A 22,981-nucleotide genomic window follows, 5' to 3' on the forward strand; every position below is an offset into this window, starting at 1 on the left:
GGTATTTTTACTGGAGCCGGCAGGGGGATTTGAACCCTCGACCTGCTGATTACGAATCAGCTGCTCTACCACTGAGCTATGCCGGCCCGGACAGTGATGGCAAACGGATATAACACGAATTCAAAGGCTTGTCAATTTGTGCCCACCCTTCCCTTGTACCGTTCGAACCAGTCCTTTTCTCGCTTTCTTCACATGCCCACCCCATGAACCGCCGCATGGCACTTTGGGCATTTGGCATCAATTACATTATACTGCAGGATAGTGAACCCAAGGCGCTCAATTAATAGGGCGCCACATTTATGACAGTAAGTGTTCTCCCCTCCCTGCCCCGGGATATTACCGGAATAGACATAATAGAGTCCGGCCTTCAGGCCGATCTCCCGGGCCTTGAGCACGGTTTGCACCGGTGTGGAGGGGACACTGGTTAACCTGTACATGGGATGGAACCGGCTGACGTGCCAGGGGGTTTCCGGCCCTAACTCTGTCCGGATAAAGGCGGCAATCTCCTGTAATTCTTTTTCAGAATCATTGAGTGTGGGGATGATAAGGGTCGTAACCTCCACCCAGATGCCCAGTTTTTTCATGAGGTTAAGGTTTTCCAGGACCGGCATTAGTTTAGCCCCGCAGATCTCCTTGTAAAATTTCTCGCTATAAGCCTTGAGGTCAATGTTCGCTGCGTGGAGGTAGGGCTGAATGGTTTTGATAGCTTCTTGGCTCATGTAGCCATTGGAGACAAAGACATTTTTTATCCCCCGGTCATTGGCCAGTCGCGCTGAATCATAGGCGTATTCAAAGAAGATAGTCGGTTCGGTATAAGTATAAGAAATAGATTGGCACTTCAGCTTCTCAGCGGCGGCTACTACTTCCTCCGGAGGAAAAGGCTCGCCCGCGATCCTTTTTTCGTCTTTGGGCATCTGTGAAATCTCATAGTTCTGGCAAAAGAGGCAGTGAAAATTGCATCCCACCGTGGCTATGGAGTAGGATTTTGAACCGGGATGGAAGTGAAAAAGGGGCTTTTTTTCTATAGGGTCTATATGGCGGGCAATGACCTGCCCGTAAACCAGGGAATACAACATCCCATCTCTATTTTCCCGCACGCCGCAAATACCGTGCTTGCCGGGCATAATAAGGCAGTGGTGGTTACAGAGGTTGCACCGTACCTTCTGTTCCTCTTCCTTTACATAAAGCATGGCCTCTTTCATGGCTTCTCCTTAAAGACGGCCCCGGTACTGCCGGAGGTCACCCACTGGGCGTACCGATAGGCATAGCCCTCCTTGATCTTTGGCTCCAAAGGTTTCCAGCCCTTCTTACGTCTGGCCATTTCCTTCTCATTGACTTTCAGGGTTATCGTCTTTCCAGGAATGTCGATACCGATGCGATCACCCTCCTGGACAAGGGCGATGGCCCCACCCTCCGCAGCTTCCGGAGAGACATGGCCGATAGCCGCCCCCTGCGTGCCGCCACTGAAACGTCCGTCCGTAATCAGGGCCACATCTTTCCCCAGGCCCATCCCCACGATAGCCGAGGTCGGGGTTAGCATCTCGCGCATACCCGGGCCGCCCTTTGGCCCTTCGTACCGGATGACGACAACGTCACCCTTTTTTATCTTCCCCCCTAAGATGGTGGAGACTGCCTGTTCCTCCGAATCGAATACCCGGGCCGGCCCTTCGTGCCTTAACATTTCCGGGGCGACGGCCGACTGTTTCACCACCCCCCCATCCGGCGCCAGGTTGCCATAGAGTATGGCGATGCCTCCCTCAGCATGGTATGGGTCTTTGACCGGCCGTATTACGGTCTTGTCAAGAATGTTTTTACCCTTAAGATTATCCGCGAGCTTTTTGCCGGTCGCGGTCATAACCGTAGTGTCTATTAATCCGACCCCCGCCAATTCGGAGAGGATGGCCGGGATGCCGCCGGCCGCGTCGAGGTCCTGGAGATGATGGTGCCCGGCCGGGCTGAGACTACAGAGGTGAGGGGTTTTCCGGCTGATTTCATTAAATAGAGAAAGGGGAAGATTTATCCGGGCTTCATGGGCGATGGCCGGCACATGAAGAACGGTGTTGGTTGAACACCCCAGGGCCATATCCACGGCAATGGCATTCTTAAAGGCAGAGAGTGTGGCAATATCCCGCGGCCGCAGGCCCTTTTTCAGCAGCTCCATGACCTTGATGCCGGCTGCCTTGGCCAGGCGCTGGCGGGCGGCTGAGACGGCCGGGATAGTGCCGTTGCCGGGCAGGCCCAGGCCCAGGGCCTCTGTCAGGCAGTTCATGGAGTTGGCCGTGAACATACCGGCACAAGAACCACAGCCCGGACAGGCCGCATCCTCAAGGGCCTGAAGCATTTTTGCAGGCATCTTGCCGGCCCTGACCTTACCGACGCCTTCAAATACCGTGATCAGGTCTATCTCCTTTCCCCGGAAGGAGCCCGCCAGCATTGGGCCGCCACTGACCATTATGGCCGGTATGTTAAGGCGCAGCATGGCCATTAACATGCCCGGGATGATCTTATCGCAGTTGGGGACCAACACTAATCCATCAAAGGGGTGGGCCCGGGCCATGACCTCAACCGAATCGGCTATAAGCTCCCGGCTGGCCAGGGAGTATTTCATCCCTTCGTGGTTCATGGCAATTCCATCACAGACGCCGATGGTGGAAAACTCGATGGGCGTCCCTCCGGCCATGCGCACACCGGCCTTAACTGCGGTCGCGATCTGATTGAGATGGACATGGCCGGGGATTATTTCATTATAGGAATTGGCTATGCCGATGAGGGGCCTCCTGATCTCCTCGTCGGTGTAACCCATGGCCTTAAAAAGGGCGCGGTGTGGTGATTTCTCCAGCCCCTTTTTCATAGCATCACTTCGCATATCAGCCTCCCCTTAAGTTCAAATAATAACCACATCATACGGAAAAAGGGCGCGATTGACAAGGTCAAAGAGGGATAATTTTTATATCATCATCTTTACTTTATTATGTTAACATATCTAGGCGCACCTGGGCAGAATTTATATAAGCAACATCACCGGAGATTGTCATTTGAAAGTCAAAATTAGGGAACTAAACCTTCCGGTGCCTACCAGGGTAATATATGGGCAAAAGCTTATCGATGAGATGGTAACGTTCCTTCCTGCCACAGTCAGAAAAGTAACCATCGTTATTGGGAAGGGAAGTGTAAGGAGAAGCGGCCTGCTTGACCGCATCTTAACTCCCCTGCAGAAACATGGCCTGGAAACGACTGTATTTGAAGGCGTGGAAGAAAATCCGTCCTGGGCTACCTGCCTGCGGGGCAGGGACTTCCTCTTAAGGCAGGGAGCAGAGTTAATCATCGCCTTGGGCGGCGGCTCTGTCCTGGATACAGCCAAGGCCATGGCCCTGGCCGTTACAAACACGGGATCGCTGGCCGGGATGATAGAGCGAAGGGATTATTTACGAGAACCCCTTCCCACTATGGCCATCCCGACCACGGCGGGGACCGGGAGCGAGGTGACGCAGTATTGCATCATCACGGATGAGAATACCCATGACAAGTTAAACCTGCATACCCCGCACTCCTTTCCCAAGACCGCTATTCTCGATCCTATTTGTACGATATCCATGCCAGAGGCCCTGGCCATAGGGACCGGGATGGATGCCCTGAGCCATGCCGTAGAAGGCTTTCTCTCCCGGAGGGCGTGCAGCGAATCCGACCGGGTGGCCCTGGAGAGTATAGGAATGATCGGAAAGTTCCTGGAGGCTGGTATAAGGGAGCCTGAGAATCTGGAACTGCGCGAAAATATGCTCCTGGCCGCCGCTAAAGCCGGCGCGGTCATCTCCCGGACCGGCACTATACTGCTGCACGCCCTGGGCTACCGCCTTACCCTCGACCACGGCGTGCACCACGGCCTGGCCAATGCGGTTCTCTTTTATCCTTTCCTGCTGGTCACTCAAAGGTATCAGCCTCAAAAAGTGCAAGGAATCCTGGACGCATTTCTCGGAACCCACTCCACGCTGGAGGATCTCAAGGGTTACCTGATGCGGCTCGGCATTAAACCGGACATCGGCCGTTTCGGTGTTAAGTCCGAAGAATTCGAGGCCATAGCCCGCTATGTACTGGCTAAAAAGAACCTTCCGGACACCCCTTTTCCTGTAACCTCCAGGGATATTTTTGAAATACTCGCCCTGGCTATGAACTAAAGATGTCCTTCGGTCGTCAAAGAGACCAGGCGCTTTCCGGCATTTTTAAGTTTACTTTTCACCGCACAGCCTTATAATGAGAGCCTTTCTACAAGGCTTGACCAGTTCAGCGAACAGCCGGACGGGTGAGCATTTGCTGATAATTCATGGCTTATAGCGGATAAGGACTTAGTTTATGAACGAATTCTATGCCATATTCCTGGGCGTCATCCAGGGATTGACCGAATTCCTGCCCATCTCCAGCTCCGGACACCTGGCCCTGCTGGAGCATTTTTTTGGCCTAAAGGAGGCCGGTCTCGGCTTTGACATAATGCTCCACATGGGCACACTCCTGGCCATTCTTATCTATTTCCGTGAAGACTGGTGGGCCATGGCCACATCCATCTGGCCCGGGCAACAAGATGACTTTGCAAAGATTAATCGCCGTCTCCTTGTCTATCTGGCCATAGCCACTATACCGGGAGGCGTCTTTGGTTACCTTCTTGAAAAAAAAGCGGAGACCGTCTTTCGGGAACCTTCGTTGATCGCTGCTACCCTGGCTGCCGCCGGGATACTCCTCATCTTTGCCGAGCTTTTTTCCAGCCGCCACAGAGAATTTGATGATATATCTCTCAAGGATGCCCTACTCATCGGCCTTGCCCAGGCCCTGGCGGTTATTCCCGGAACTTCGCGGAGCGGCATTACTATCGCCATGGGGCTTTTTCTGGGCATTAAGCGCCAGGCCGCGGCCAAATTTTCCTTTCTACTGTCCGCGCCGATTATCTTTGGCGCCGGCCTGAACCACATATTGGATTTATATAAGTACGGCCCTGACGGAAATAACGGCGCATATTATTACATTATTGGCCTTGCCTCCGCCGGCATAACCGGCTATCTGGTAATCAAATATCTCCTTGCGTATCTGCGCCGGCATAGCCTTTATGTCTTTGCCTATTATCGGCTTTTGATAGCCGGCGGTGTTTATCTGGCGGTACAGTTTCCCTGGTTTAACCTTGCCACTTAACAAATCTCAGTAGATCCGCCGGAGGCGGGTCCGGGAGGGGTGCCTTGCAAAACAAAAACATACCTAAAAAGTACCTCTTAATAATTGGCCTGGCGCTGATTTACACTCTTCTCCTGAGCCGGACCGGGGCAGCTCTGACAGAAGATGAGAAAAATAACGTCTCTGTCTATAATCAAGTCGCCCCCAGCGTAGTCAACGTCTCCAGCGTGGTCATGGAGCTGGATTTCTTTCTCAACCCGGTGCCCAAACAGGGTTCTGGTTCAGGGATAATCCTGGACAGCCGAGGGTACATCCTTACTAACCATCACGTGATTACCGAGGCGCAATCGATCCATGTAACCTTATCTGATGGAGGTTCCTATCCGGCCAAACTCGTGGGCTCGGATCCGGATAGTGACCTGGCCGTCATCAAGATTGATGCGCCAGGGGACAAACTAAAACCTGTTCGTCTGGGGGATTCAGACCAACTCCAGGTGGGACAAAAAGTTCTGGCTATTGGAAATCCCTTTGGGCTGAACGAGACATTGACTACGGGTATTATCAGCTCGATAGGACGGTCCATAAGGGCGCCCAGCGGCCTCTTAATCGAAGACATGATCCAGACCGATGCCTCCATCAACCCGGGCAATTCCGGAGGGCCTCTTCTGAACTCGCGCGGCGAGCTGATCGGCATAAATACGGCTATATTCAGTCCCTCTGGGGGGAGTGTAGGGATTGGTTTTGCCATCCCGGTCAATACAGCCAGGAAGGTGTTCCCCCAACTTATGGCCCGGGGCTACGTAGAATACCCTTGGCTGGGTGCCGGCCTCCAGACACTGCGGCCCTCTCTGGCCGAGGCCCTTAAGTTACCCGTCCGCTACGGAGTAATGCTTGCGGAAGTGGTTAAGGATGGACCAGCCGATCGGGCCGGGCTCCGTGGCGCGGCCAGACAGGTGCGTCTCGGGAACACCATTGTGGCTATAGGCGGTGACATTATCCTGCAAATCGATGGGAAAAAGGTGGAGTCAGGCGATGTACTGATCCGCTATCTACGGGAGAAGAAACCGGGGGACAGGGTGCTTCTTACCGTGTTGCGTGGCAGCAAGACCATCAATGTGCCGCTTACCCTTGGCAAGAGACCGCGCCGGGGATAGGGAGACCGGCCCCCATTACCAGTATGGACAATTGAATGCTTGGCATAATTAAATCCTTTTTCAAAAAAGAAATGGCTATTGGAAGTGAGGTCCAATCCAAGGATGCCGCTTATACCGATAAAGTTCAGGTGGCAACATGCGCCCTTCTGCTGGAGATGGCGTGTGCCGATAATGAGTTCAGCACAGATGAGGAAGAGCATATTATTGAAACTGTAAAGAGGCATTTCAGCCTCCCAGAAAAAGCAACCGATAAACTGATAGAACTCTCTGAAAGGGAGCGCAAGGCAAGCATTGACCTCTGGCAATTTGCCCGATTAATAAGAAACAATTATTCGGTTGAGCAAAAAATGGAGCTGATTAAGCTGATCTGGAAGGTAATCTATGTTGACGGCATCCTGGACAAACATGAAGACTACCTGGTGCATAAGCTGGCTAAGCTGCTTGGCTTGGATCACAAGCAGCTTATTGATGCCAAGATGGAGGTCCTTCGAAAATCGAGTTCCTGACTAAAATTCCTGTTTCCTCCTAGCGCTTAATTCCATAAATCCATTCCAGGTGATATTATGCCCAGAAACATAAAGATAGCGTCACTGCTCACAGGAAAATACTGTGACCAGGAGGTCTGCGCAAGGGGATGGGTAAGGACCAGGCGTGACTCCAAGGGGCTTTCCTTCATTAACCTGAATGATGGTTCCAATCAGGCCGGGATACAGATCGTTGTGGAGGCCGGGCTGGAAAACTACGGGGAAACGCTGAAACTCAATGTCGGGGCCTCCGTCGAAGTCCTCGGAAAACTCGTGCCCTCCCCTGCCAAGGGACAACTCTACGAGATCCAGGCCAGGGCCATCCGGATATTTGGAAATGCATCAGGAGAAGAATATCCCCTCCAGAAAAAAGGCCATACGCTGGAATTCCTCCGTGAGATTGCCCACCTGCGCCCGCGCACGAACACTTTTGGCAGCGTATTTCGGGTCCGCAACACCCTGTCACATGCCGTCCACACGTTTTTCCAGGAACGCGGATTCATGTATGTCCACACCCCGATAATCACCGCCAGTGATGCGGAAGGGGCCGGAGAAATGTTCCGCGTAACCACCCTGAACCTGGACAACCTTCCCAGGACGGAGACGGGTGTGGTGGACTTTTCTAATGATTTCTTCGGTAGAGAAGTGAGCCTGACCGTTTCAGGGCAACTTGAGGGGGAAATCTTTGCGACGGCCTTCAGCGAGGTCTATACCTTCGGCCCCACCTTTCGTGCCGAAAACTCAAACACTTCCCGCCACCTGGCCGAGTTCTGGATGGTGGAACCGGAGATGGCGTTTTATGACCTGGGCGACACCATAGATCTGGCCGAAGCCTTCCTGAAGTATCTCATCAGCCGGTGTCTGGAGGACCGCGCCGAAGACCTCGCCTTCCTGCAAAAATACTACAATAAGGAACTGACCAATATCCTGGAGCATATCGTCCATTCCCCGTTCCAAAGGGTTTCGTACACGGATGCCGTTGAGATTCTCGAAAAATCCGGTCAATCATTCGAGCTTCCGGTAAGTTGGGGGACCGACCTGCATTCGGAACACGAACGGTTCCTGACCGAGCAGCACTTCAAATCGCCCGTTGTTGTCGTGGACTATCCCAGGGAGATCAAGGCGTTCTACATGCGACAAAATGACGACAACAGAACGGTGGCAGCCATGGACGTGCTCTTCCCCAAGTTGGGAGAGGTGATCGGCGGGTCACAGAGAGAGGAACGCTATGATCGCTTGCTGGCAAGGCTGAGGGAGCTGAACCTGAATGAAAAGAACTATTGGTGGTATCTCGACCTGCGACGGTTTGGAACCGTTCCCCATTCCGGCTTTGGTCTCGGATTGGAGAGATTTGTGCAGTTCGTAACCGGCATGAGTAACATTCGTGACGTGATTCCGTTTCCTCGTGTCCCGAAAAATGCATCCTTTTAGAGTTCAGCCGCCTGAACCGTAGACAGATTGTCGACAGTTCAAGACCAGCCTTGCCAGCCATAATTTTATCGGTTCTGCCTTGGGGCTGGGTACAGACTGAATAAGCCTAACAATGTTTCCGGATCAGCGACATCGGTCAGATACTTTTTCCCGTCCGCCGACTCCAGTTTCAGTTGGTGACAATTTGTCACCGACTCACTTCCTTCCTTTTTCAGTCTTTCTTTGAGCTTATTCCAGTATTTTCTGGCTGTTTGATAATCCGGCTGCTGTATCAGAACCTGTAAAATATCAACCACCGAGAAATACCAGGTTTCTGTCTGCTCATCGTAATGACGACGGATTTTATAATTTTCAAAAACGGCTAATGATTTCTCCTGCATACTTATTCTCCTGCTTTGCCGCTTCCTCAAAACTTGCGCCGTGTTTATCTTGGTTGGCCTGCGCCTTCTTGATATACCATTCAAAATTGTAATTTACGGCCAGCATCACCCGCTTGATTTTGTGGTATTGCGGACCTATGCAATTTTCACGGCGAAGATTAAGCTAAGCCGCTCGGCCAGCCCAACAGGGCTGTGCCGAGGCGGCCTTGAGCGGCAGGTTAGCCCGAAATTTTCAGATGTTATTACTTTATTCTTACCATCTTATCCCTTAGATGTTCTGGTACGTCCTCTACTAAGGCAATTGTAATGCTTCCATCTGTAGCATTATTGTTATGCGCAACGCTTTGATCAAGAGATGCATTAATTTTATCTGGTGTTAGATTGTACATAGCACCATTAAATGGGTCTACAATGAACCAACCAATCAATCCCAATCCACCGAAAATAATATTACCACCAATGTACCAGCCATTAGCCGTTGCAGTTACGGATATTGTTTGTGTTTTAAAACCATCCCTTGATATTGTGACAGTATAACTTTTCTTTCCCCAGTATTTGCCAGTACTTTTTTCTAATGTCACATTCGTCGGAGTTTGACCTTTAAATACTATAGTGCCTGTTTCATCTGCTATTTGGATGGTTGCAGCACTAGGCGTACTGTTTATGGGCATAAGATGCGTTTTATCGCCGACAATTGTTGCACAACCTACAAAAACAAGAACCAGGATAAGAGATAATGGTTTTAGAATTTGTTTCATTTGTTTGCTCCTTTCAGTCTAAAATAATAGTGTTTATTCGCTTACAAACAAGACGTTCAAATTAACATTTCATAAAGTCCTCCTTTCAAAAACTGAAATGACCCGTTAGAAATCAGTCGGCCTAGTCCGATACCTCTTTCCTTTTCCAAGATGCAAAAACAACCATACTCCAGCTAGCAGTGGCATAACTGATATTGTAAATATCCAGAGTAAAATAGTTCTGAACATCTTCAAATAAATCCTTTGGCTAACAAGTTATTCCACGGTTTCTGTATATCTCCGCGAGTTGGAAGGAACCCCGTTGGGGTTTCCACACGGCAAGAAGCTCGCAGCCATTCAGATATCAGGATTTAGCTTTCAGCATTCAGCTTTCTCGCTTGGCGCAACATATTTATATTCCATTTAAAATATCCTTGACAAGCTTTTTCTAAACGCTTACTTCTTTTCTGTGTATCGTGCTACCTTTGAAGGCGAATTCTCCCTTTCTGATCTGGAGCGGGCATGCCCCGGTGTCAGCAGGGACATGATTCGTAGGGTGATTCAGGAACTCCAGGGCGTTAAAGAAGTGGAGTGTCTTGGCCGGGGGCCAGGGGCGCTTTGGAGGAAAAGAGGTAATACCTCTAAAAGAGGGTAATATTAACATGCGTTCTAAGGACCGGTCGATTCGATGCGCTCGTAAAGGACCGGCGTCTTTTTGGGAATTAATCGATGCGAAAATGGGGAAATAGAATCCTTCTGTGAAATTAAACGATTTTTAAACGATCTAAATAGAATATGGCTATGAAATCAATTGGTTGCAATTGTTTAAAATGAGAAGCAATCAGCCAAAGTAAAAATACCTCAAAACCACACAGAAAAGGCCTTTGACGAGATCATCAAGAGTGCTCCATGAAGAATCAGGAAGTCGCCGCGGTATTTGATGGCATAGCCGATATCCTGGAGATACAGGGTGCGAATCCCTTCCGTATCCGCGCCTACCGCAAGGCCGCGCAGAACATAGAGAATCTCACCGAGGACATCTCGGTAATTGCGGCCCGGAGCGGCCTGGAGGCCATCCCCGGTATCGGCAGGGACCTGGCCGGAAAAATCCAGGAGATTATAACTACCGGTACCTTTAAAGACTACGAGGATTTAAAAAAGGAAGTTCCGTCCGGCATCGTCACTCTCCTGGCCATCCCCGGCGTGGGGCCACGGACGGCCAAGCTCCTCTTTGACCATTTTGGCGTCTTCTCGATAGAGGAGGTAGAGAAGCTGGCGGTGGAGCACAAGATACAGGGCCTGCCCGGCATCAAGGCCAGGACCGAAGAGAACATCCTTAAGGGCATCGCTATCCTCAAAAAAGGCCGGGAGCGTCTTCCTGTCGGCATGGTGCTTCCGGTGGCTGAAGAGATCGTCGCCATGTTGCGGAAAAAATGTCCCGGTTGCCCGGTGCACCTGGCTGGAAGTCTCCGGCGCCGAAGGGAAACGGCCAAGGATATCGACCTGTTGGTGGCCTCGGATGAGCCGGCAAGGGTCATGGAGGTCTTTACCGGGCTGCCTTTAGTGAGCGAGATCATGGCCAGCGGTGAGACAAAGGCCAGCATTCGCACCAGAGAAGGTATCCAGGTCGATCTCCGGGTAGTGGAGCCAAAGAGTCTTGGAGCCGCCCTTTGTTATTTTACGGGTTCCAAGGCGCACAATATCCGCATTCGGGACCTGGCCGTGCGTCAAGGGCTGAAGATCAACGAATATGGCATATTCAAAGGCGAAAAATGGCTGGGAGGCAGGACGGAGGAGGAGGTCTTCCGGGCCGTGGGGCTGCCCTACATTCCTCCCGAATTGAGAGAAGACCGGGGCGAGATAGAGGCGGCCCAGGCCGGGAAACTGCCGCTTCTGGTGGAGCTGGGGGATATTCAGGGAGATCTGCACGTCCACTCTAAATACAGCGACGGGACCGCTTCTTTCGCCGAGATAGCCCGAAAGGCCGCTTCCCTGGGTCTTTCCTGGGTGGCTGTCTGCGACCATTCTCCCTCGCTTAAAGTAGCCGGGGGTGTATCCATTCCCGACTTACAGAGAAAGATAGAAGAGATTCGCGCCTTCAACCAAAAAGGGGGGCCGGTAAAGCTCCTCTGCGGTACGGAAGTAGATATTGACAGCAGCGGCAAACTGGATTATCCAGATGAAATCCTGCGTCAGTTAGACATAGTTGTAGCGGCCATCCACACCGGCTTTAAACAGGATGCGAAGACCCTGACTCACCGGATAACCTCGGCCATGCGCAATCCGCATGTGGATATTATCGCCCATCCCACCGGCCGCCTCATCGGGGAAAGGGAACCATACGCCGTGGATATTGAAAAGATTATCGGGGTGGCCGCAGAAACAGGCACGGCGATGGAGATCAACGCCTATTTTAAGCGGCTGGACTTAAACGATATACAGGCCAGGGCCGCTAAAGAGAAGGGCTGCAAGCTGAGCATCGGTACAGATGCCCATATTATGGAGCAGATGGATTTTATGTCACTCGGTGTGTCGGTGGCCCGCCGCGGCTGGCTGACAAGAGAAGAGATTCTGAATACCATGACCTATACCGGGCTTATGTCCTATTTGCGCAAAGATGGAGACTTAACATGAACGGATTGGCTACAAAAGACAAATTAAGAGAGCTTGAAGAGCGGTTCGGGATCGAGACCTCGCCGGTCACCGTCCGCGGCAAGACCCTGCAGATAGCCCAGGTAAGGGATGTCAATCGCCTGGTGGAGAAACAGTTTTCACAGGATGATCCTCTGGCCGGATTTCCTTTCTGGGCCAGGGTCTGGGAGGCCTCCATTATCTTGGCCGATGAACTGGCACGGCTTGAACCGGATGACGGCAAGGAAATGCTGGAGCTTGGTGCCGGCATAGGGCTTTCCGGCCTGTTTGCCGCGGCCTTCGGCCATAAGGTAACCATTACCGATTACGACCAGGATGCACTTTGTTTTGCCATGCTCAGCGCCGGGAGCAATGGTCTCGATAAGGTACGCTTTCAGAGCTTAGACTGGTGTGCACCCGCCCTCTATAAGAAGTACCACTATATTATAGGCTCTGAAGTGCTTTTCAATGAAAGGCTTTTACTGCCACTCTATGAACTTCTACAAAAGGCATTGGCTCCGGACGGCATTGTCTATTTGGCCCATGACAAGAGTCGCATGTCTCCATGCAGGTTCTTCGAACTGGCCCAGAAGGACTTTAAGATTGGCTGCAAGGCGCGGTTGATGCGGGCGGAGGATGAAGAGTTTCATATAGTACTCCATCGGCTGACGCGGAAGTAACCCTGCGAAATAACGTTCTACTTATGCACTTTCCCGCAGCAACTGCCCGGTCCGGCGCAGCCGGCCGCCATACCGGGCGAAGAGCCGCAGCAGGCCGTGTCACCCTTCCCCGGCAGGTTTTTGCCCGGTTGTCCGGTAAGGGAAGATGTGGCAGAAACAAGCCTGGTGAGGCTTTTCGAGCCACAGTGGGGACAGATTGCGGTATCAGTAGATTTAAAGACTATAATTTCTGACTTTTGCTTGCAGTCATTACAGAAATACTCAAAAATAGGCGTAGAATCCTCCTTCTCAAGGCCATCGTACTGTCCTTTTGCCACAGAGAGCACAGAGAACACAGAGGTATCAGTAGGTTAAAGCACAATTTGGTTCCTCCCCTCCCCAGTTTCTCCAATGCTCTTGTTGTCCCCCAGAAAATGGCTCAATCACAGCCCTTGAGGGTACACAGGTCACGGAAGTGCCCATAAATCTGCTTTTCTCTTAGCTGCTCTGTCTTTTTCTTTTGATTTCTTTACGTTGCTCTGTGCGCTCTGTGTCCTCTGTGGCTTATTTTTCATATAACTTTTGACATTACCAAGGCCATAACAGCATAGGCGGCCTGTGGTCAGTTGATGGCCTTGCGCAGGGCCTGGATGGTCTTGCCATAATCATCGCTGCCGAATATGGCAGACCCGGCTACAAAGATATCTGCACCGGCTTTAGCCACCATCTTTGCCGTATCAAAGTTTATCCCTCCGTCCACTTCAATTTCCACCGGGAGGTTGCGTACGTCGATTAGCTTCCGCAGATTGGCAATCTTGTGGGCCACGCCGGGAATGAAAAACTGCCCCCCAAATCCAGGGTTAACACTCATTAGTAAGACCATATCTACCTCTTCCAGCACATAATCCAGGGCAGAAAGGGGCGTGGCAGGGTTCAGGACTACACCGGACTTGGCCCCCTGCTTTTTGATAAGATTTAGCGTTCGATTCAAGTGGATGCAGGCCTCTACGTGCACGGTAATGATGTCGCTTCCGGCGCGGGCAAAATCCTCTATGTATTGATCCGGATTGGAGATCATCAGGTGCACGTCCAATGGCAGGGCGGTCACTTTACGGACCGCCTGGACCACCAGGGGCCCTATGGTAATATTGGGGACGAAATGGCCGTCCATGACATCGATGTGTATAAGGTCAGCCCCGGCCTTCTCTACCGCCCGAACTTCTTCTCCCAGGCGGCTAAAATCAGCGGAAAGTATGGATGGCGCAATTTTTTTCATAAAATGTACCTCGTTTTCATATTCGGATTGTCAAAAACTGAACCACAGAGGACACAGAGAAAATAAAGATATCAATAAGTTAGAACAGATTCTGGCTTCTCCTCTCTGTGATCTCCTGATATTCTCGCTCATGGCCCCAAAATACACGGGAACTGCTTTGGAGAGCCCAGAGGTTCAATGAGTACCCAGAGAGTTGGCTTTTTCTTGTTTCTCGGAAATTTTCTCTTTTCTCAGTGTGCTCTGTGGTTAAACAATCAACTATCTGCTTTCAGCTCCCCTTTTTCATCCGCACCGCAGTGAATCCATCGGTCCCATGCCGGTTGGGATAGGTGCGCAAAAAATTGTCTTCTACCAGTTCGCCGGCCCTTTGCGGCAGTACCGATTCAGGGTCTTCTATCTCAAACTCCGGATGACGAATCAGGAGGTTTTTTATAACTTCTTCGTTCTCCTCCGATTCCAGGCTGCAGGTGGCATAGACCAGGATACCTCCGGGTTTAAGGAGCGGCGCCACCTCGTCCAGAAGACGTCCCTGCCGTTCGGCCATAATTGGAAGGTCTTCCGGCTTGCGGCGCCATTTGATGTCTGGGTTGCGGCGGATGACACCCAGGCCTGTACATGGGGCATCGACCAGGATACGGTCAAATTTTTTCCCGCCCAGGTCTGCCAGCGACCGCGTGACATCTTTTTTGATTACCTCGATATTCTGGATGCCGAGGCGGGTTGAGTTTTCTTTGAGCCGTTCCAGGCGTCCGCCGTGGATGTCCAGGGCCAGTATGCGCCCGAGATTACGCATTATCTGGGCCATGTGCGTGGTTTTCCCCCCCAGACCGGCGCAGGCATCGAGTATTAACTCACCGGGCTGGGGCGAGACGAGATGGGAAACAAGCTGTGAGGATTCATCCTGCACCTGGAACCAGCCGGTTTTATAACCGGTAAGTTTCAGGATATTGCCAAAAAAGCCCTTTAGTATCAGCCCGTCCGGAGAATAGGGGGCAGGCTCAATCCCCGGGACCTCTTTGCGCAAAAACTCCAGGAGCTGATTGCGCTTTAACCGCAGGGTATTGACGCGGATGGCCAGAACCGGCATCTTGTTGTTGCTTTCGCATAAGTCACGGGCCGCATCCGCTCCATAGCGTCCTGTCCAGCGTTCCACCAGCCATAGCGGATGAGAGGTCTCTACCGCCAGCCAGGCCGATAAATCTTCCTTTGGATCAGGCCACCTGATCTCCTCTCTTCCCCGTTCCACGGCCCGCAGCACACCGTTTACAAAACGGGCGATCCATTCCGGGTGGCTGACCTTGACCAGATTCACAGATTCATTGACTGCGGCCGAAGGCGGGATGCGATCCATGTAAAGGAGCTGATATATCCCCAGCCGCAAGACGTTCTGAACCAGCGGTTCAATTTTTTCCCGCGGGGTCCTGGAAAATTGGTCTATGGTCCAGTCAAGCCGCGCCCGCTGCCTGAGGACGCCATAGACGAGTTCCATGATCAGGGCCCGATCCCGCCTTTCCAGGGTGAAATGCTTGCGAAAGGCCTTTTCCATGAGCGCATCCAAGGTATCTTGTCCCTTTTCCAGTTCATCCAGAACTGCGAGGGCAACCTGCCGTGGGTTGGCAAACATTATGCCCCTCCCTGCAGGAAATGGCGCATGGCCTTTTCCACCTTTGTCAGGTCCACCTGGGTATTAAAGCACGGTCCATGAGGCCGAATATTAAATATCCCGTAAACCGGCACCGGATAGCTGTCCTGAATGCCGCTGGTCAGATCCCTTTCACAGGCCACGGCGATTATAATCCGGGGTTTCTTTTCTACCACAATGCGACGGGCAATAGTGCCGCCGGTAGCCACGGAAAGATTAACACCGTAAGTCTCGGCCATTTCCACCAGGTCCTTGATCTTGCACTGCCCGCACCGCTTGCAGTTATCCACATTGCCCGTGATCTTTACCGTGCACTCGTAATTCTGGAGGCAGTGGGGCATCAAGAGGAGTAGGCGTTCAGGCCTGATATGGCCGGCTTGGGCCATGACTATATCATTATTTACTTCTACAAAGGCATGTTGGATTTTTTCTTTCGAGATGCCGAAGAGCTTGCCGACTAATATCAAGACAGGAAAAATAACCTTGATTACTGCGCCGCGCAGACGTTTGGAGAGTAAAAGGTCCTTCTTGAAGATCAGGGTTAGTACGATGGAAAAGATGCCCCCTACTGCCAATAAAAGCAGGATGCCAAAGAAAACGGCCAGCAGAGCGGGAAGAGCACGATGGATATTGGCCAATCCCACGTATGGTATCCACCAGAGGAGGACAGCAACCAGAAAAAATAAGGCGCAGGTTACGAGGAGCAGACCAACAAATAAAACCTTATGCGACTTTTCTTCAGACATTATTGACTTTTTACTAATTCATTAACCCAGTTTTTCGCCTATATCTATCTTATGGCCACGGCGGAAATCCGCTACGGCCATTCGCCGGCCGCCTTCGATTTTGATCTCGGTGATAAGGATATAATCCCTGCCCGTGGCAACCAGGAGTCCGGAATCATCCGCCTGGATTATCTCCCCCGGCGCCTTTTTTTCTGCCCCCCCGATAAGGCGCGGCTTATAAAGATGACAGAGTTTGCCTCGCCAGTATGAATAGGAACCAGGCCAGGGGTCAAGGCCCCGGATAAGATTAAAAATCTTTCCGGCCTGCTGCCGCCAATCGATCCGCCCGTCTTCTTTTTTTAACATCGGGGCGTAAGAAACCCCGGTTTTTGGCTGCGGCCTTGGTATAATAGTGCCTTTCTGGAGGCCGTCAAGGGTTTTGACGAGGGCTCTGGCTCCAAGGCCCGCCAGGCGATCATGTAATGTACCCGCCGTATCCGCCGGTTCAATTTTAGTCTCCTCCATGAGAAGAATCGGGCCGGTATCCATGCCTTCATCCAGTTGCATAATGGTTACACCGGTTATTTCTTCCCCGTTTATTAAGGCCTGCTGAATAGGAGCGGCCCCCCGGTATTTAGGCAGGAGAGAGGCATGGACATTGATGGCGCCGCGTCGCGGTATGGCCAGTAGTTCCGCGGGCAGGATCTTACCGTAGGCCACCACAATTATGACCTCCGAGGCCAGTTTTCGCATCCCGCCAAGAAAATTTTCTGTGCGTATCTTCTCCGGCTGGAGGACAGGGATTTTTGACTGTGCGGCCAGGACCTTGACCGGGGGAGGGGCGACGGCCAGACCTCGTCCTTTAGGCCGGTCCGGTTGAGTGACCACCGCTGCAACTTCTACCCCGCCATAATGGATGAGGGCCTCCAGGGAGGGCACAGCGAACGCCGGGGTCCCCATGAAGACTACCCGCCAACGCGGCGGGTTCATAATGCTTCTACCTTAAGGATTTTTTTGAGGCGACGTTTGTAGAGTGACCTTTTGAGGCTGCTGATGCGGTCGATATAAAGTATGCCGTTCAGGTGGTCGATCTCGTGCTGAAGACAGATGGCCAGGAGCCCATCGCCCTCGACCTCTACCGGCTGCCCTTCGAGATTCAAGGCCCTCACCTTGACCCGGGCGCTGCGCCTGACCTCGGCAGAATAGTCAACAACACTCAAACAGGCCTCTTCATAGGTGGTCTCGTCTTCTGCCCAGATGATCTCCGGGTTAATCAAGGCGGTTAATTTCTTATTTTCGCCTTCCCTGGACAAATCAAAGACAAGGACCCTTTTCAGGACACCGATCTGGTTAGCGGCCAGTCCAATTCCCGGAGCCGCATACATGGTGTCCGCCATGTCAGCAACTAATGCCAGAATCTCAGACGTTATCTTCTTCACCGGCTCCGCCGCTTCTTTTAGAACCGGGTGTGGGTAGGTAATAATCTTGCGTATAGCCATAAAATTCACGTAGCTATCAGCCATCAGCGGTCAGCTTTCAGGGAAAATTCACCTCTGCCTAGCTGTTTACTGAGTGCTGGGCACTATAAGCTATTTATAACATGCTTTCGGGGTCAACGTCTATAATCAATTTGACCCCTGAGACGGGAGGTTTTGCCTTAAGATATTCGAGAAGACCATTAGTGTAGGCATGTAGCGGCCCGACCCGGAGACCCTTCAAAAACATCTGATACCGGAACTTCCCCCTTATTTTGAAGAGCGGCGCCGGGGCCGGCCCAAGGATTTCCACGGTATCCAGCCAATCCCTGTTTTTTTGCAAAAGTGCATGCGCCCGTAGGCTCATCTCCCGGGCATAATCCTTGACCTTGATTTGGCCGTTGCTTTCCAGCAAGAGGTTAATCAGGCGTACAAAAGGTGGATACCTGAGTGCCTGGCGAAGGGCAATCTCCTCCTCATAGTATCCCGGAAAATCGTGCCCTTTGGCCTTAACAATACTGTAGTGATCCGGATTATAGGTCTGTATTATAACCTTTCCCGGCCTTTCCCCTCGACCGGCCCGGCCTGCCACCTGAGCTAAAAGTTGGAAGGTCTTTTCCGCCGCCCGAAAGTCCGGCAGGTTCAGAGACAGGTCGGCGGAAACCACGCCAACCAGGGTGATATAAGGGAAATCATGCCCCTTGGTCACCATCTGTGTGCCTACCAGGATATCTATCTCCCTCTTTTGAACAGCTCGCAAAATAGCATGGTGCGCCCTTTTCCGGGTGGTTGTATCCCGATCCAGACGGGCTATACGCGCCTCCGGGAAAAGCGTTTTTAGTTCCGCTTCAATACGTTCCGTCCCCCAGCCAATCGATCTGACATTAATACCACCACAGGCCGGACAGGCCGGAAGCGCCGGGACTGAATAGCCACAATAATGGCAAAGGAGGGTCTGTTCAGAGAGATGATGGGTCAGAGAAACACTACAATTAGGGCAAATCAAGACCTGACCACAGGAGTTGCATTGCATAGAAGGCGAGTAGCCCCGACGGTTAAGAAAGATAAGGGTTTGCTCCCTCTTTTGCAGGTTATCTTCTATGGCATCAAGGAGTTCCGGGAAAAAGATCTCCCTGCCGGCCCCGGTCTGTGACCCGGGGTTGCGCATATCGATAACAGACATCTCCGGCAACGCCCTCTCCTCAACCCGCTTGGTCAGCGCCAGGTATCCATAACGTCCTGATTTTACATTAAATATGCTTTGTATGGAGGGAGTGGCCGAACCCAAAATAACTACCGCCTTCTCCAGACGGCCACGCATTACGGCCACATCCCGGCCATGATAACGGAGCTTGTCTTCCTGCTTATAGGAGCTGTCGTGTTCCTCATCCACCACGATCAGGCCCAGGGAGGAAAGAGGCGCAAACACAGCCGAACGGGCGCCGATGACTATTCGGGCCGTTCCTCCCAGTATGTGCATCCATTGATCAAGTTTTTCGCCGGGGGATAGGCCGCTGTGCAGGACGGCGACCTTATCCCCGAAACATGAGATGAAGGCCGCCTCCAGATAGGCAGTCAAAGCGATCTCAGGGACAAGAACTATGCAGTCCTTTCCTTGAGCCAGGGCAGCTTCGGCGGCCCGCAGGTACACCTCTGTCTTTCCGCTTGCCGTGACCCCGTGGAGGATATGGGCAGAAAATTCATGGCTGGAGAGGGCCCTGGTGATATCTTCAACGGCCTGTTTCTGTTCGGCCGTCAGGGCGGTAGGACGTCTATACCAGAAGCCCTCGGCGCTAAATGGATCTCTGTAAATAATAGCCCTGGAGAAGGAGATAAGGCCGGACTTCTCCAGTTTTTTCAATCTCTTTGTCAGGTGGGGCATGGAGGCCCCCAGTCTCTTTACAGGAACCTCTCCTTGCTCCCGCAGATAGGTAAGGATAGCCTCTTCATCGCCGGATAAGGGCTTTTCCGAAGCTTTTCCGGTGAGCCTTACCATGCGCTCCTCTTTAAGTCTGGTGCGCGGTCGTTCCACGACCTCTTTCCAGGCGAGGAGGCCTTTATCAACCAGGCCGGGTATTAAATGGCGGCCAGCGCCGGGGGAAATTTTTTCAATATCCGGGAGCGAGACCGGTTTTTCTCCACGAAAAAGACTCAAGACGGAGAGGATCTCCGGAGAGGCATCCTCTTCGTTACACCCCGGCGTATCTGCGGCCAGGGCGCGGCGACCGGTCCCGGTAAGAATCAGCAATCGCCGGCTGGAGACATTCAGGCCGGCCGGCAGGGCCAACTCTATCACCTTACCCAGGGGATAATGATAATAGCGCGCCATCCACTCAAAAAGGCGAAGGAGGCCGGGAGGAAAGAGGGGGCGCTCATCCAGTATGTCCAGGATCTCTTTCAGTTCCGGCCGGTCTGAAGAGGCGACCGTACCCAGTACATAACCGGTGACAGCACGTAACCCTACGGGGATAAGTACACGCAGGCCAGGTTGTATGCGCTTCTCCAATTCAGCCGGGACAAGATAGTGGAAGGTCTTGAAGACAGGCAAGGTTGGGGCTGCTTCAATGATCAGGGCCATTTTAGCCGCGGCATAGTTCCTTTTGCAGGTATTCTCTGACCCTTGGGCCAATCTCCGGGTGTTTCAGGGCATAGGCCAGCGTAGCCTGAATATAGCCAAATTTGTCCCCGGCATCATAGCGCCGGCCGGCAAAACGGTAGGCGTATATCTGATTTTGGCGCGCCAGCTCCATAAGGGCATCAGTAAGTTGGATCTCTCCGCCATGTCCTGTTGGCGTGTTTTCCAGGATGGTAAATATATCAGGCGTCAGGATATACCGTCCGATAATAGCCAGATTTGAATCTGTTGTTCCCGGGGCCGGTTTTTCCATCATCTTTGTCACCCTATAGGTCTGTTCTTTGATCTCCGTCCCTTCGACTATACCATAGCTATGAACCTCTTCTTTCGGCACGGGATAGACAGCTACTATCGGCTTATGAAATTCATTAAAGACATTCAATAATTGCTGGGTACAGGGAATGGAGGCATCCACCAGGTCGTCACCCAGGACTACAACAAACGGTTCATTGCCCACCAGGTCTTTTGTGCATAGTATCGCATGACCCAGACCCAATGGCCGCTTTTGCCTGACAGAGGTAATCTCGATCAAATTAGATATTTTTTTGACTTCTTCCAGAAGCGTCCACTTTTTTCTCTGTTCCAGGATCGTCTCCAGTTCATAGGAATAATCAAAGTGGTCTTCGATCGCAGACTTGCCACTGCCGGTGACCATAATGACCTGTTCTATACCGGAGGCCACCACCTCTTCCACAATGTACTGGATGGTAGGCCGGTCAACGATGGTCAGCATCTCCTTGGGGATCGCCTTTGTAGCCGGCAGGAAACGGGTACCCAGTCCGGCTACCGGAATAACGGCCTTTCTTATCCTCATAAGATCTCCCGAATTACATATAGTTAGTGTTCATCCGGAAACCCAAAGTTTCCGGATGAAACTGTCAGCGCTCAGCATTCAGCTCAATATGTTGTTTGTCCTGGTTTTTTGCTGACAGCTGATAGCGTGAAGCCGCAAACAGTAATTTCCGGATGAAAAACCAGTTAGTTTTCTCCCGGTCCTGTGGTTAATTTATACAAGGAGGATGAAACAAAGTCAAATGAACCCTAAAGAAAAGAAATAAATAGCCGAAAAAGATATTGATAACTAGTATCTCACATCCCGGAGGAAGAATTATGTCCAGAGATAGTGTAAAACTCTATTATGCGCTATCTGTGCTTTTTCCAAAAGAGCAATTGGAATCGCCGGCCTTTCTGACATCGCTTGATACCGAAACCCTCAAAAAGGCCTTTCGCACAAAGGTCATGCAATGCCATCCCGACCTCATCCATAACTTGCCCGAGAGCTTTCGCCGCAACAGGCATGAGCGTTTTATACGCATCCAGCAGGCCCATGAGTTTTTAAACGGCTACTTGGAAACGGCACGCGAAAGGGGAGAAGATATCCCGTGGCCCCAATTTAAAAGGAAGGTTACGCCTGATGTCGCAGAGCAAAGCGCCGCCCCCCAACGCAAGCTGATATTTGCCGTGGGCGGCGCCAAGGGAGGCATAGGGAAGACCATTGTTTCCGCAAATCTGAGCGCCGGCCTGGCATCGCTGGGTAAAAGGGTCATTGCCGTGGATCTGGACCTGGGCGGGGCCAACTTACATCTCCACCTGGGGGTAAAGTTCCCGCCGCTCACCCTGCAGCACTATTTTAAAGACGGGAAGCCATTAAACGAACTCTGCCTGGATACGGCGGTTAAGAATCTGAAAATCATAGCCGGGGATAGTTCCAACCTGGGCATGGCCAACATCCTAACGGCGCAAAAGAAAAAGCTCATTAAGGACTTGCAAGGTCTGCCGGCTGATTATGTGGTCATCGATTTGGGCGGAGATACCTCCTATAACATGGTGGACTTCTTTTTGGCCGCAGATGAGCGGATAGCCGTGACCTCACCGGAACCGAGCTCTGTCCTGGATGTCTATAATTTTATAAAGGTCAGTCTGCTCCGCTACCTCAACAAGAATATTTTTGATATCCTGAGACCAGAAGAAGCAAGGAAGCTGCCGGGGCGCATTAACGAGTTTAAGGGGTTGATCTTTGAAGCCACCGCCTCTTCCGACCACCGCCGCATAAAACGCATCGATGAGCTATTGGCTCTTGTCCGGGAAAGAGATACGGATTGGGGGCTTTTCCTGCAGGAGAAAATGGATAAGTTTTGCCCCTACCTGGTTGTCAATATGATAGAGGCAGGCGCTGATGGCAATATTTCAACCCGCATTGCCGAAATTGCCAGACAAAATCTCTCTATAAATATTTTGCCCTTACCCGGCATCTCCTTTGACCGGGAAGTTAAAAACGTGGTGCATTATCTTGTGCCCGTACTGCTGGAAAGGCCAAAAAGTCAGGCCTCCCGGTGTGTTTTCAACATATTGCGTACTATACTGCAAAGGCACATTGGAGATAGGGGTCTATGTCAACTCCTGGAAAATGCGACCGACGAAAAAATTGCCCCGGCGTTTTTTCAGTTTATCAAAGGAGAGACGGGCGCCACGTTTGGCAGCAAACAAAAAAAGGTTGACCATGTTTATGCCGGTTGGCGTTAAGTAGTTTCCATCCAGAAAACCGGGGTTTTCTGGAT

20 protein-coding genes and 1 tRNA gene are annotated in these 22,981 nt (G+C 51.8%); 8 read left to right on the forward strand and 13 right to left on the reverse strand.

Features of this window, described 5'->3' with window-relative positions; translation table 11 throughout:
• Positions 1–11: 11 nt before the first annotated feature.
• The 3 genes from RDU59_01640 to ilvD form a co-directional block, all read right to left on the reverse strand.
• Positions 12–86, reverse strand: a tRNA-Thr gene (locus RDU59_01640).
• Between the two features lie 102 nt (positions 87–188).
• Positions 189–1,202, reverse strand: coding sequence for an AmmeMemoRadiSam system radical SAM enzyme (gene amrS / locus RDU59_01645; GenBank protein ID MDQ7837179.1), 1,014 nt, complete (start codon positions 1,200–1,202; stop codon positions 189–191).
• Positions 1,199–2,866, reverse strand: coding sequence for a dihydroxy-acid dehydratase (gene ilvD / locus RDU59_01650; protein ID MDQ7837180.1), 1,668 nt, complete (start codon positions 2,864–2,866; stop codon positions 1,199–1,201). Before ilvD ends, amrS begins: the two co-directional genes overlap by 4 nt.
• Before the next feature lie 169 nt (positions 2,867–3,035).
• On the opposite strand from ilvD, the gene RDU59_01655 reads away from it, so the two are divergent.
• The 5 genes from RDU59_01655 to asnS all read left to right on the forward strand — a co-directional run bounded on the left by RDU59_01655 (position 3,036) and on the right by asnS (position 8,263).
• On the forward strand, positions 3,036–4,172 hold the full coding sequence (locus RDU59_01655) for an iron-containing alcohol dehydrogenase (protein MDQ7837181.1): 1,137 nt from the start codon (positions 3,036–3,038) through the stop codon (positions 4,170–4,172).
• A 175-nt stretch (positions 4,173–4,347) separates the two neighbouring features.
• Positions 4,348–5,175, forward strand: coding sequence for an undecaprenyl-diphosphatase UppP (gene uppP / locus RDU59_01660; GenBank protein MDQ7837182.1), 828 nt, complete (start codon positions 4,348–4,350; stop codon positions 5,173–5,175).
• Positions 5,176–5,219: 44 nt separating this feature from the next.
• On the forward strand, positions 5,220–6,308 hold the full coding sequence (locus RDU59_01665) for a trypsin-like peptidase domain-containing protein (GenBank protein ID MDQ7837183.1): 1,089 nt from the start codon (positions 5,220–5,222) through the stop codon (positions 6,306–6,308).
• 35 nt (positions 6,309–6,343) lie between these two features.
• The gene (locus RDU59_01670) at positions 6,344–6,814 is read left to right on the forward strand and encodes a TerB family tellurite resistance protein (protein ID MDQ7837184.1); all 471 of its coding nucleotides are present in this window, start codon (positions 6,344–6,346) and stop codon (positions 6,812–6,814) included.
• Positions 6,815–6,871: 57 nt separating this feature from the next.
• Positions 6,872–8,263, forward strand: a complete 1,392-nt coding sequence (gene asnS, locus RDU59_01675; GenBank protein ID MDQ7837185.1) for an asparagine--tRNA ligase — start codon at positions 6,872–6,874, stop codon at positions 8,261–8,263.
• 65 nt (positions 8,264–8,328) lie between these two features.
• On the opposite strand, the gene RDU59_01680 is transcribed toward asnS, so the two are convergent.
• A complete protein-coding gene (locus RDU59_01680) occupies positions 8,329–8,643 on the reverse strand; it encodes a hypothetical protein (protein ID MDQ7837186.1) in 315 nt (104 codons plus the stop codon).
• 242 nt (positions 8,644–8,885) lie between these two features.
• The gene (locus RDU59_01685; GenBank protein ID MDQ7837187.1) at positions 8,886–9,401 is read right to left on the reverse strand and encodes a hypothetical protein; all 516 of its coding nucleotides are present in this window, start codon (positions 9,399–9,401) and stop codon (positions 8,886–8,888) included.
• 888 nt (positions 9,402–10,289) lie between these two features.
• Between RDU59_01685 and polX the strand changes: the two genes are divergently transcribed.
• Positions 10,290–12,014, forward strand: coding sequence for a DNA polymerase/3'-5' exonuclease PolX (gene polX, locus RDU59_01690; protein ID MDQ7837188.1), 1,725 nt, complete (start codon positions 10,290–10,292; stop codon positions 12,012–12,014).
• On the forward strand, positions 12,011–12,691 hold the full coding sequence (locus RDU59_01695; GenBank protein ID MDQ7837189.1) for a methyltransferase: 681 nt from the start codon (positions 12,011–12,013) through the stop codon (positions 12,689–12,691). Before polX ends, RDU59_01695 begins: the two co-directional genes overlap by 4 nt.
• A gap of 17 nt (positions 12,692–12,708) precedes the next feature.
• Here RDU59_01695 and RDU59_01700 read toward each other — a convergent pair whose 3' ends face one another.
• The 8 genes from RDU59_01700 to galU all read right to left on the reverse strand — a co-directional run bounded on the left by RDU59_01700 (position 12,709) and on the right by galU (position 21,237).
• On the reverse strand, positions 12,709–13,008 hold the full coding sequence (locus tag RDU59_01700) for a zinc ribbon domain-containing protein (protein MDQ7837190.1): 300 nt from the start codon (positions 13,006–13,008) through the stop codon (positions 12,709–12,711).
• Positions 13,009–13,292: 284 nt separating this feature from the next.
• Positions 13,293–13,946, reverse strand: coding sequence for a ribulose-phosphate 3-epimerase (gene rpe, locus RDU59_01705; protein ID MDQ7837191.1), 654 nt, complete (start codon positions 13,944–13,946; stop codon positions 13,293–13,295).
• A gap of 268 nt (positions 13,947–14,214) precedes the next feature.
• Positions 14,215–15,570 carry a 16S rRNA (cytosine(967)-C(5))-methyltransferase RsmB gene (gene rsmB, locus RDU59_01710; GenBank protein MDQ7837192.1) on the reverse strand — a complete coding sequence of 452 codons (1,356 nt, stop codon included), beginning with the start codon at positions 15,568–15,570 and terminating at the stop codon, positions 14,215–14,217.
• Positions 15,570–16,334 (reverse strand): DUF116 domain-containing protein, encoded by a 765-nt coding sequence (locus tag RDU59_01715; protein MDQ7837193.1) that lies wholly within the window; start codon positions 16,332–16,334, stop codon positions 15,570–15,572. The genes rsmB and RDU59_01715 overlap by 1 nt, the downstream gene beginning before the upstream one ends.
• Before the next feature lie 21 nt (positions 16,335–16,355).
• Entirely contained in the window at positions 16,356–17,303 is a 948-nt protein-coding gene (gene fmt, locus RDU59_01720) for a methionyl-tRNA formyltransferase (protein MDQ7837194.1), read from the reverse strand.
• On the reverse strand, positions 17,300–17,836 hold the full coding sequence (def, locus tag RDU59_01725; GenBank protein MDQ7837195.1) for a peptide deformylase: 537 nt from the start codon (positions 17,834–17,836) through the stop codon (positions 17,300–17,302). Before def ends, fmt begins: the two co-directional genes overlap by 4 nt.
• Before the next feature lie 70 nt (positions 17,837–17,906).
• Entirely contained in the window at positions 17,907–20,366 is a 2,460-nt protein-coding gene (gene priA / locus RDU59_01730) for a primosomal protein N' (GenBank protein ID MDQ7837196.1), read from the reverse strand.
• Between the two features lies 1 nt (position 20,367).
• Positions 20,368–21,237, reverse strand: coding sequence for a UTP--glucose-1-phosphate uridylyltransferase GalU (gene galU / locus RDU59_01735; protein MDQ7837197.1), 870 nt, complete (start codon positions 21,235–21,237; stop codon positions 20,368–20,370).
• Between the two features lie 296 nt (positions 21,238–21,533).
• Between galU and RDU59_01740 the strand changes: the two genes are divergently transcribed.
• A complete protein-coding gene (locus tag RDU59_01740; GenBank protein MDQ7837198.1) occupies positions 21,534–22,946 on the forward strand; it encodes an AAA family ATPase in 1,413 nt (470 codons plus the stop codon).
• The last annotated feature ends 35 nt before the right edge of the window (positions 22,947–22,981 follow it).

The sequence above is a fragment of the Thermodesulfobacteriota bacterium genome, assembly GCA_031082315.1.
Taxonomy (GTDB): domain Bacteria; phylum Desulfobacterota; class QYQD01; order QYQD01; family QYQD01; genus QYQD01.

Excerpts from the sequence above, each read along its gene's own strand:
- amrS (MDQ7837179.1), bottom strand. The coding sequence starts at position 1,202 with ATGAAAGAGGCCATGCTTTATGTAAAGGAAGAGGAACAGAAGGTACGG.
- ilvD (MDQ7837180.1), bottom strand. The coding sequence starts at position 2,866 with ATGCGAAGTGATGCTATGAAAAAGGGGCTGGAGAAATCACCACACCGC.
- uppP (MDQ7837182.1), top strand. The coding sequence starts at position 4,348 with ATGAACGAATTCTATGCCATATTCCTGGGCGTCATCCAGGGATTGACC.
- RDU59_01670 (MDQ7837184.1), top strand. The coding sequence starts at position 6,344 with ATGCTTGGCATAATTAAATCCTTTTTCAAAAAAGAAATGGCTATTGGA.
- asnS (MDQ7837185.1), top strand. The coding sequence starts at position 6,872 with ATGCCCAGAAACATAAAGATAGCGTCACTGCTCACAGGAAAATACTGT.
- RDU59_01680 (MDQ7837186.1), bottom strand. The coding sequence starts at position 8,643 with ATGCAGGAGAAATCATTAGCCGTTTTTGAAAATTATAAAATCCGTCGT.
- RDU59_01685 (MDQ7837187.1), bottom strand. The coding sequence starts at position 9,401 with ATGAAACAAATTCTAAAACCATTATCTCTTATCCTGGTTCTTGTTTTT.
- polX (MDQ7837188.1), top strand. The coding sequence starts at position 10,290 with ATGAAGAATCAGGAAGTCGCCGCGGTATTTGATGGCATAGCCGATATC.
- RDU59_01695 (MDQ7837189.1), top strand. The coding sequence starts at position 12,011 with ATGAACGGATTGGCTACAAAAGACAAATTAAGAGAGCTTGAAGAGCGG.
- rpe (MDQ7837191.1), bottom strand. The coding sequence starts at position 13,946 with ATGAAAAAAATTGCGCCATCCATACTTTCCGCTGATTTTAGCCGCCTG.
- rsmB (MDQ7837192.1), bottom strand. The coding sequence starts at position 15,570 with ATGTTTGCCAACCCACGGCAGGTTGCCCTCGCAGTTCTGGATGAACTG.
- RDU59_01715 (MDQ7837193.1), bottom strand. The coding sequence starts at position 16,334 with ATGTCTGAAGAAAAGTCGCATAAGGTTTTATTTGTTGGTCTGCTCCTC.
- fmt (MDQ7837194.1), bottom strand. The coding sequence starts at position 17,303 with ATGAACCCGCCGCGTTGGCGGGTAGTCTTCATGGGGACCCCGGCGTTC.
- def (MDQ7837195.1), bottom strand. The coding sequence starts at position 17,836 with ATGGCTGATAGCTACGTGAATTTTATGGCTATACGCAAGATTATTACC.
- priA (MDQ7837196.1), bottom strand. The coding sequence starts at position 20,366 with ATGGCCCTGATCATTGAAGCAGCCCCAACCTTGCCTGTCTTCAAGACC.
- galU (MDQ7837197.1), bottom strand. The coding sequence starts at position 21,237 with ATGAGGATAAGAAAGGCCGTTATTCCGGTAGCCGGACTGGGTACCCGT.
- RDU59_01740 (MDQ7837198.1), top strand. The coding sequence starts at position 21,534 with ATGTCCAGAGATAGTGTAAAACTCTATTATGCGCTATCTGTGCTTTTT.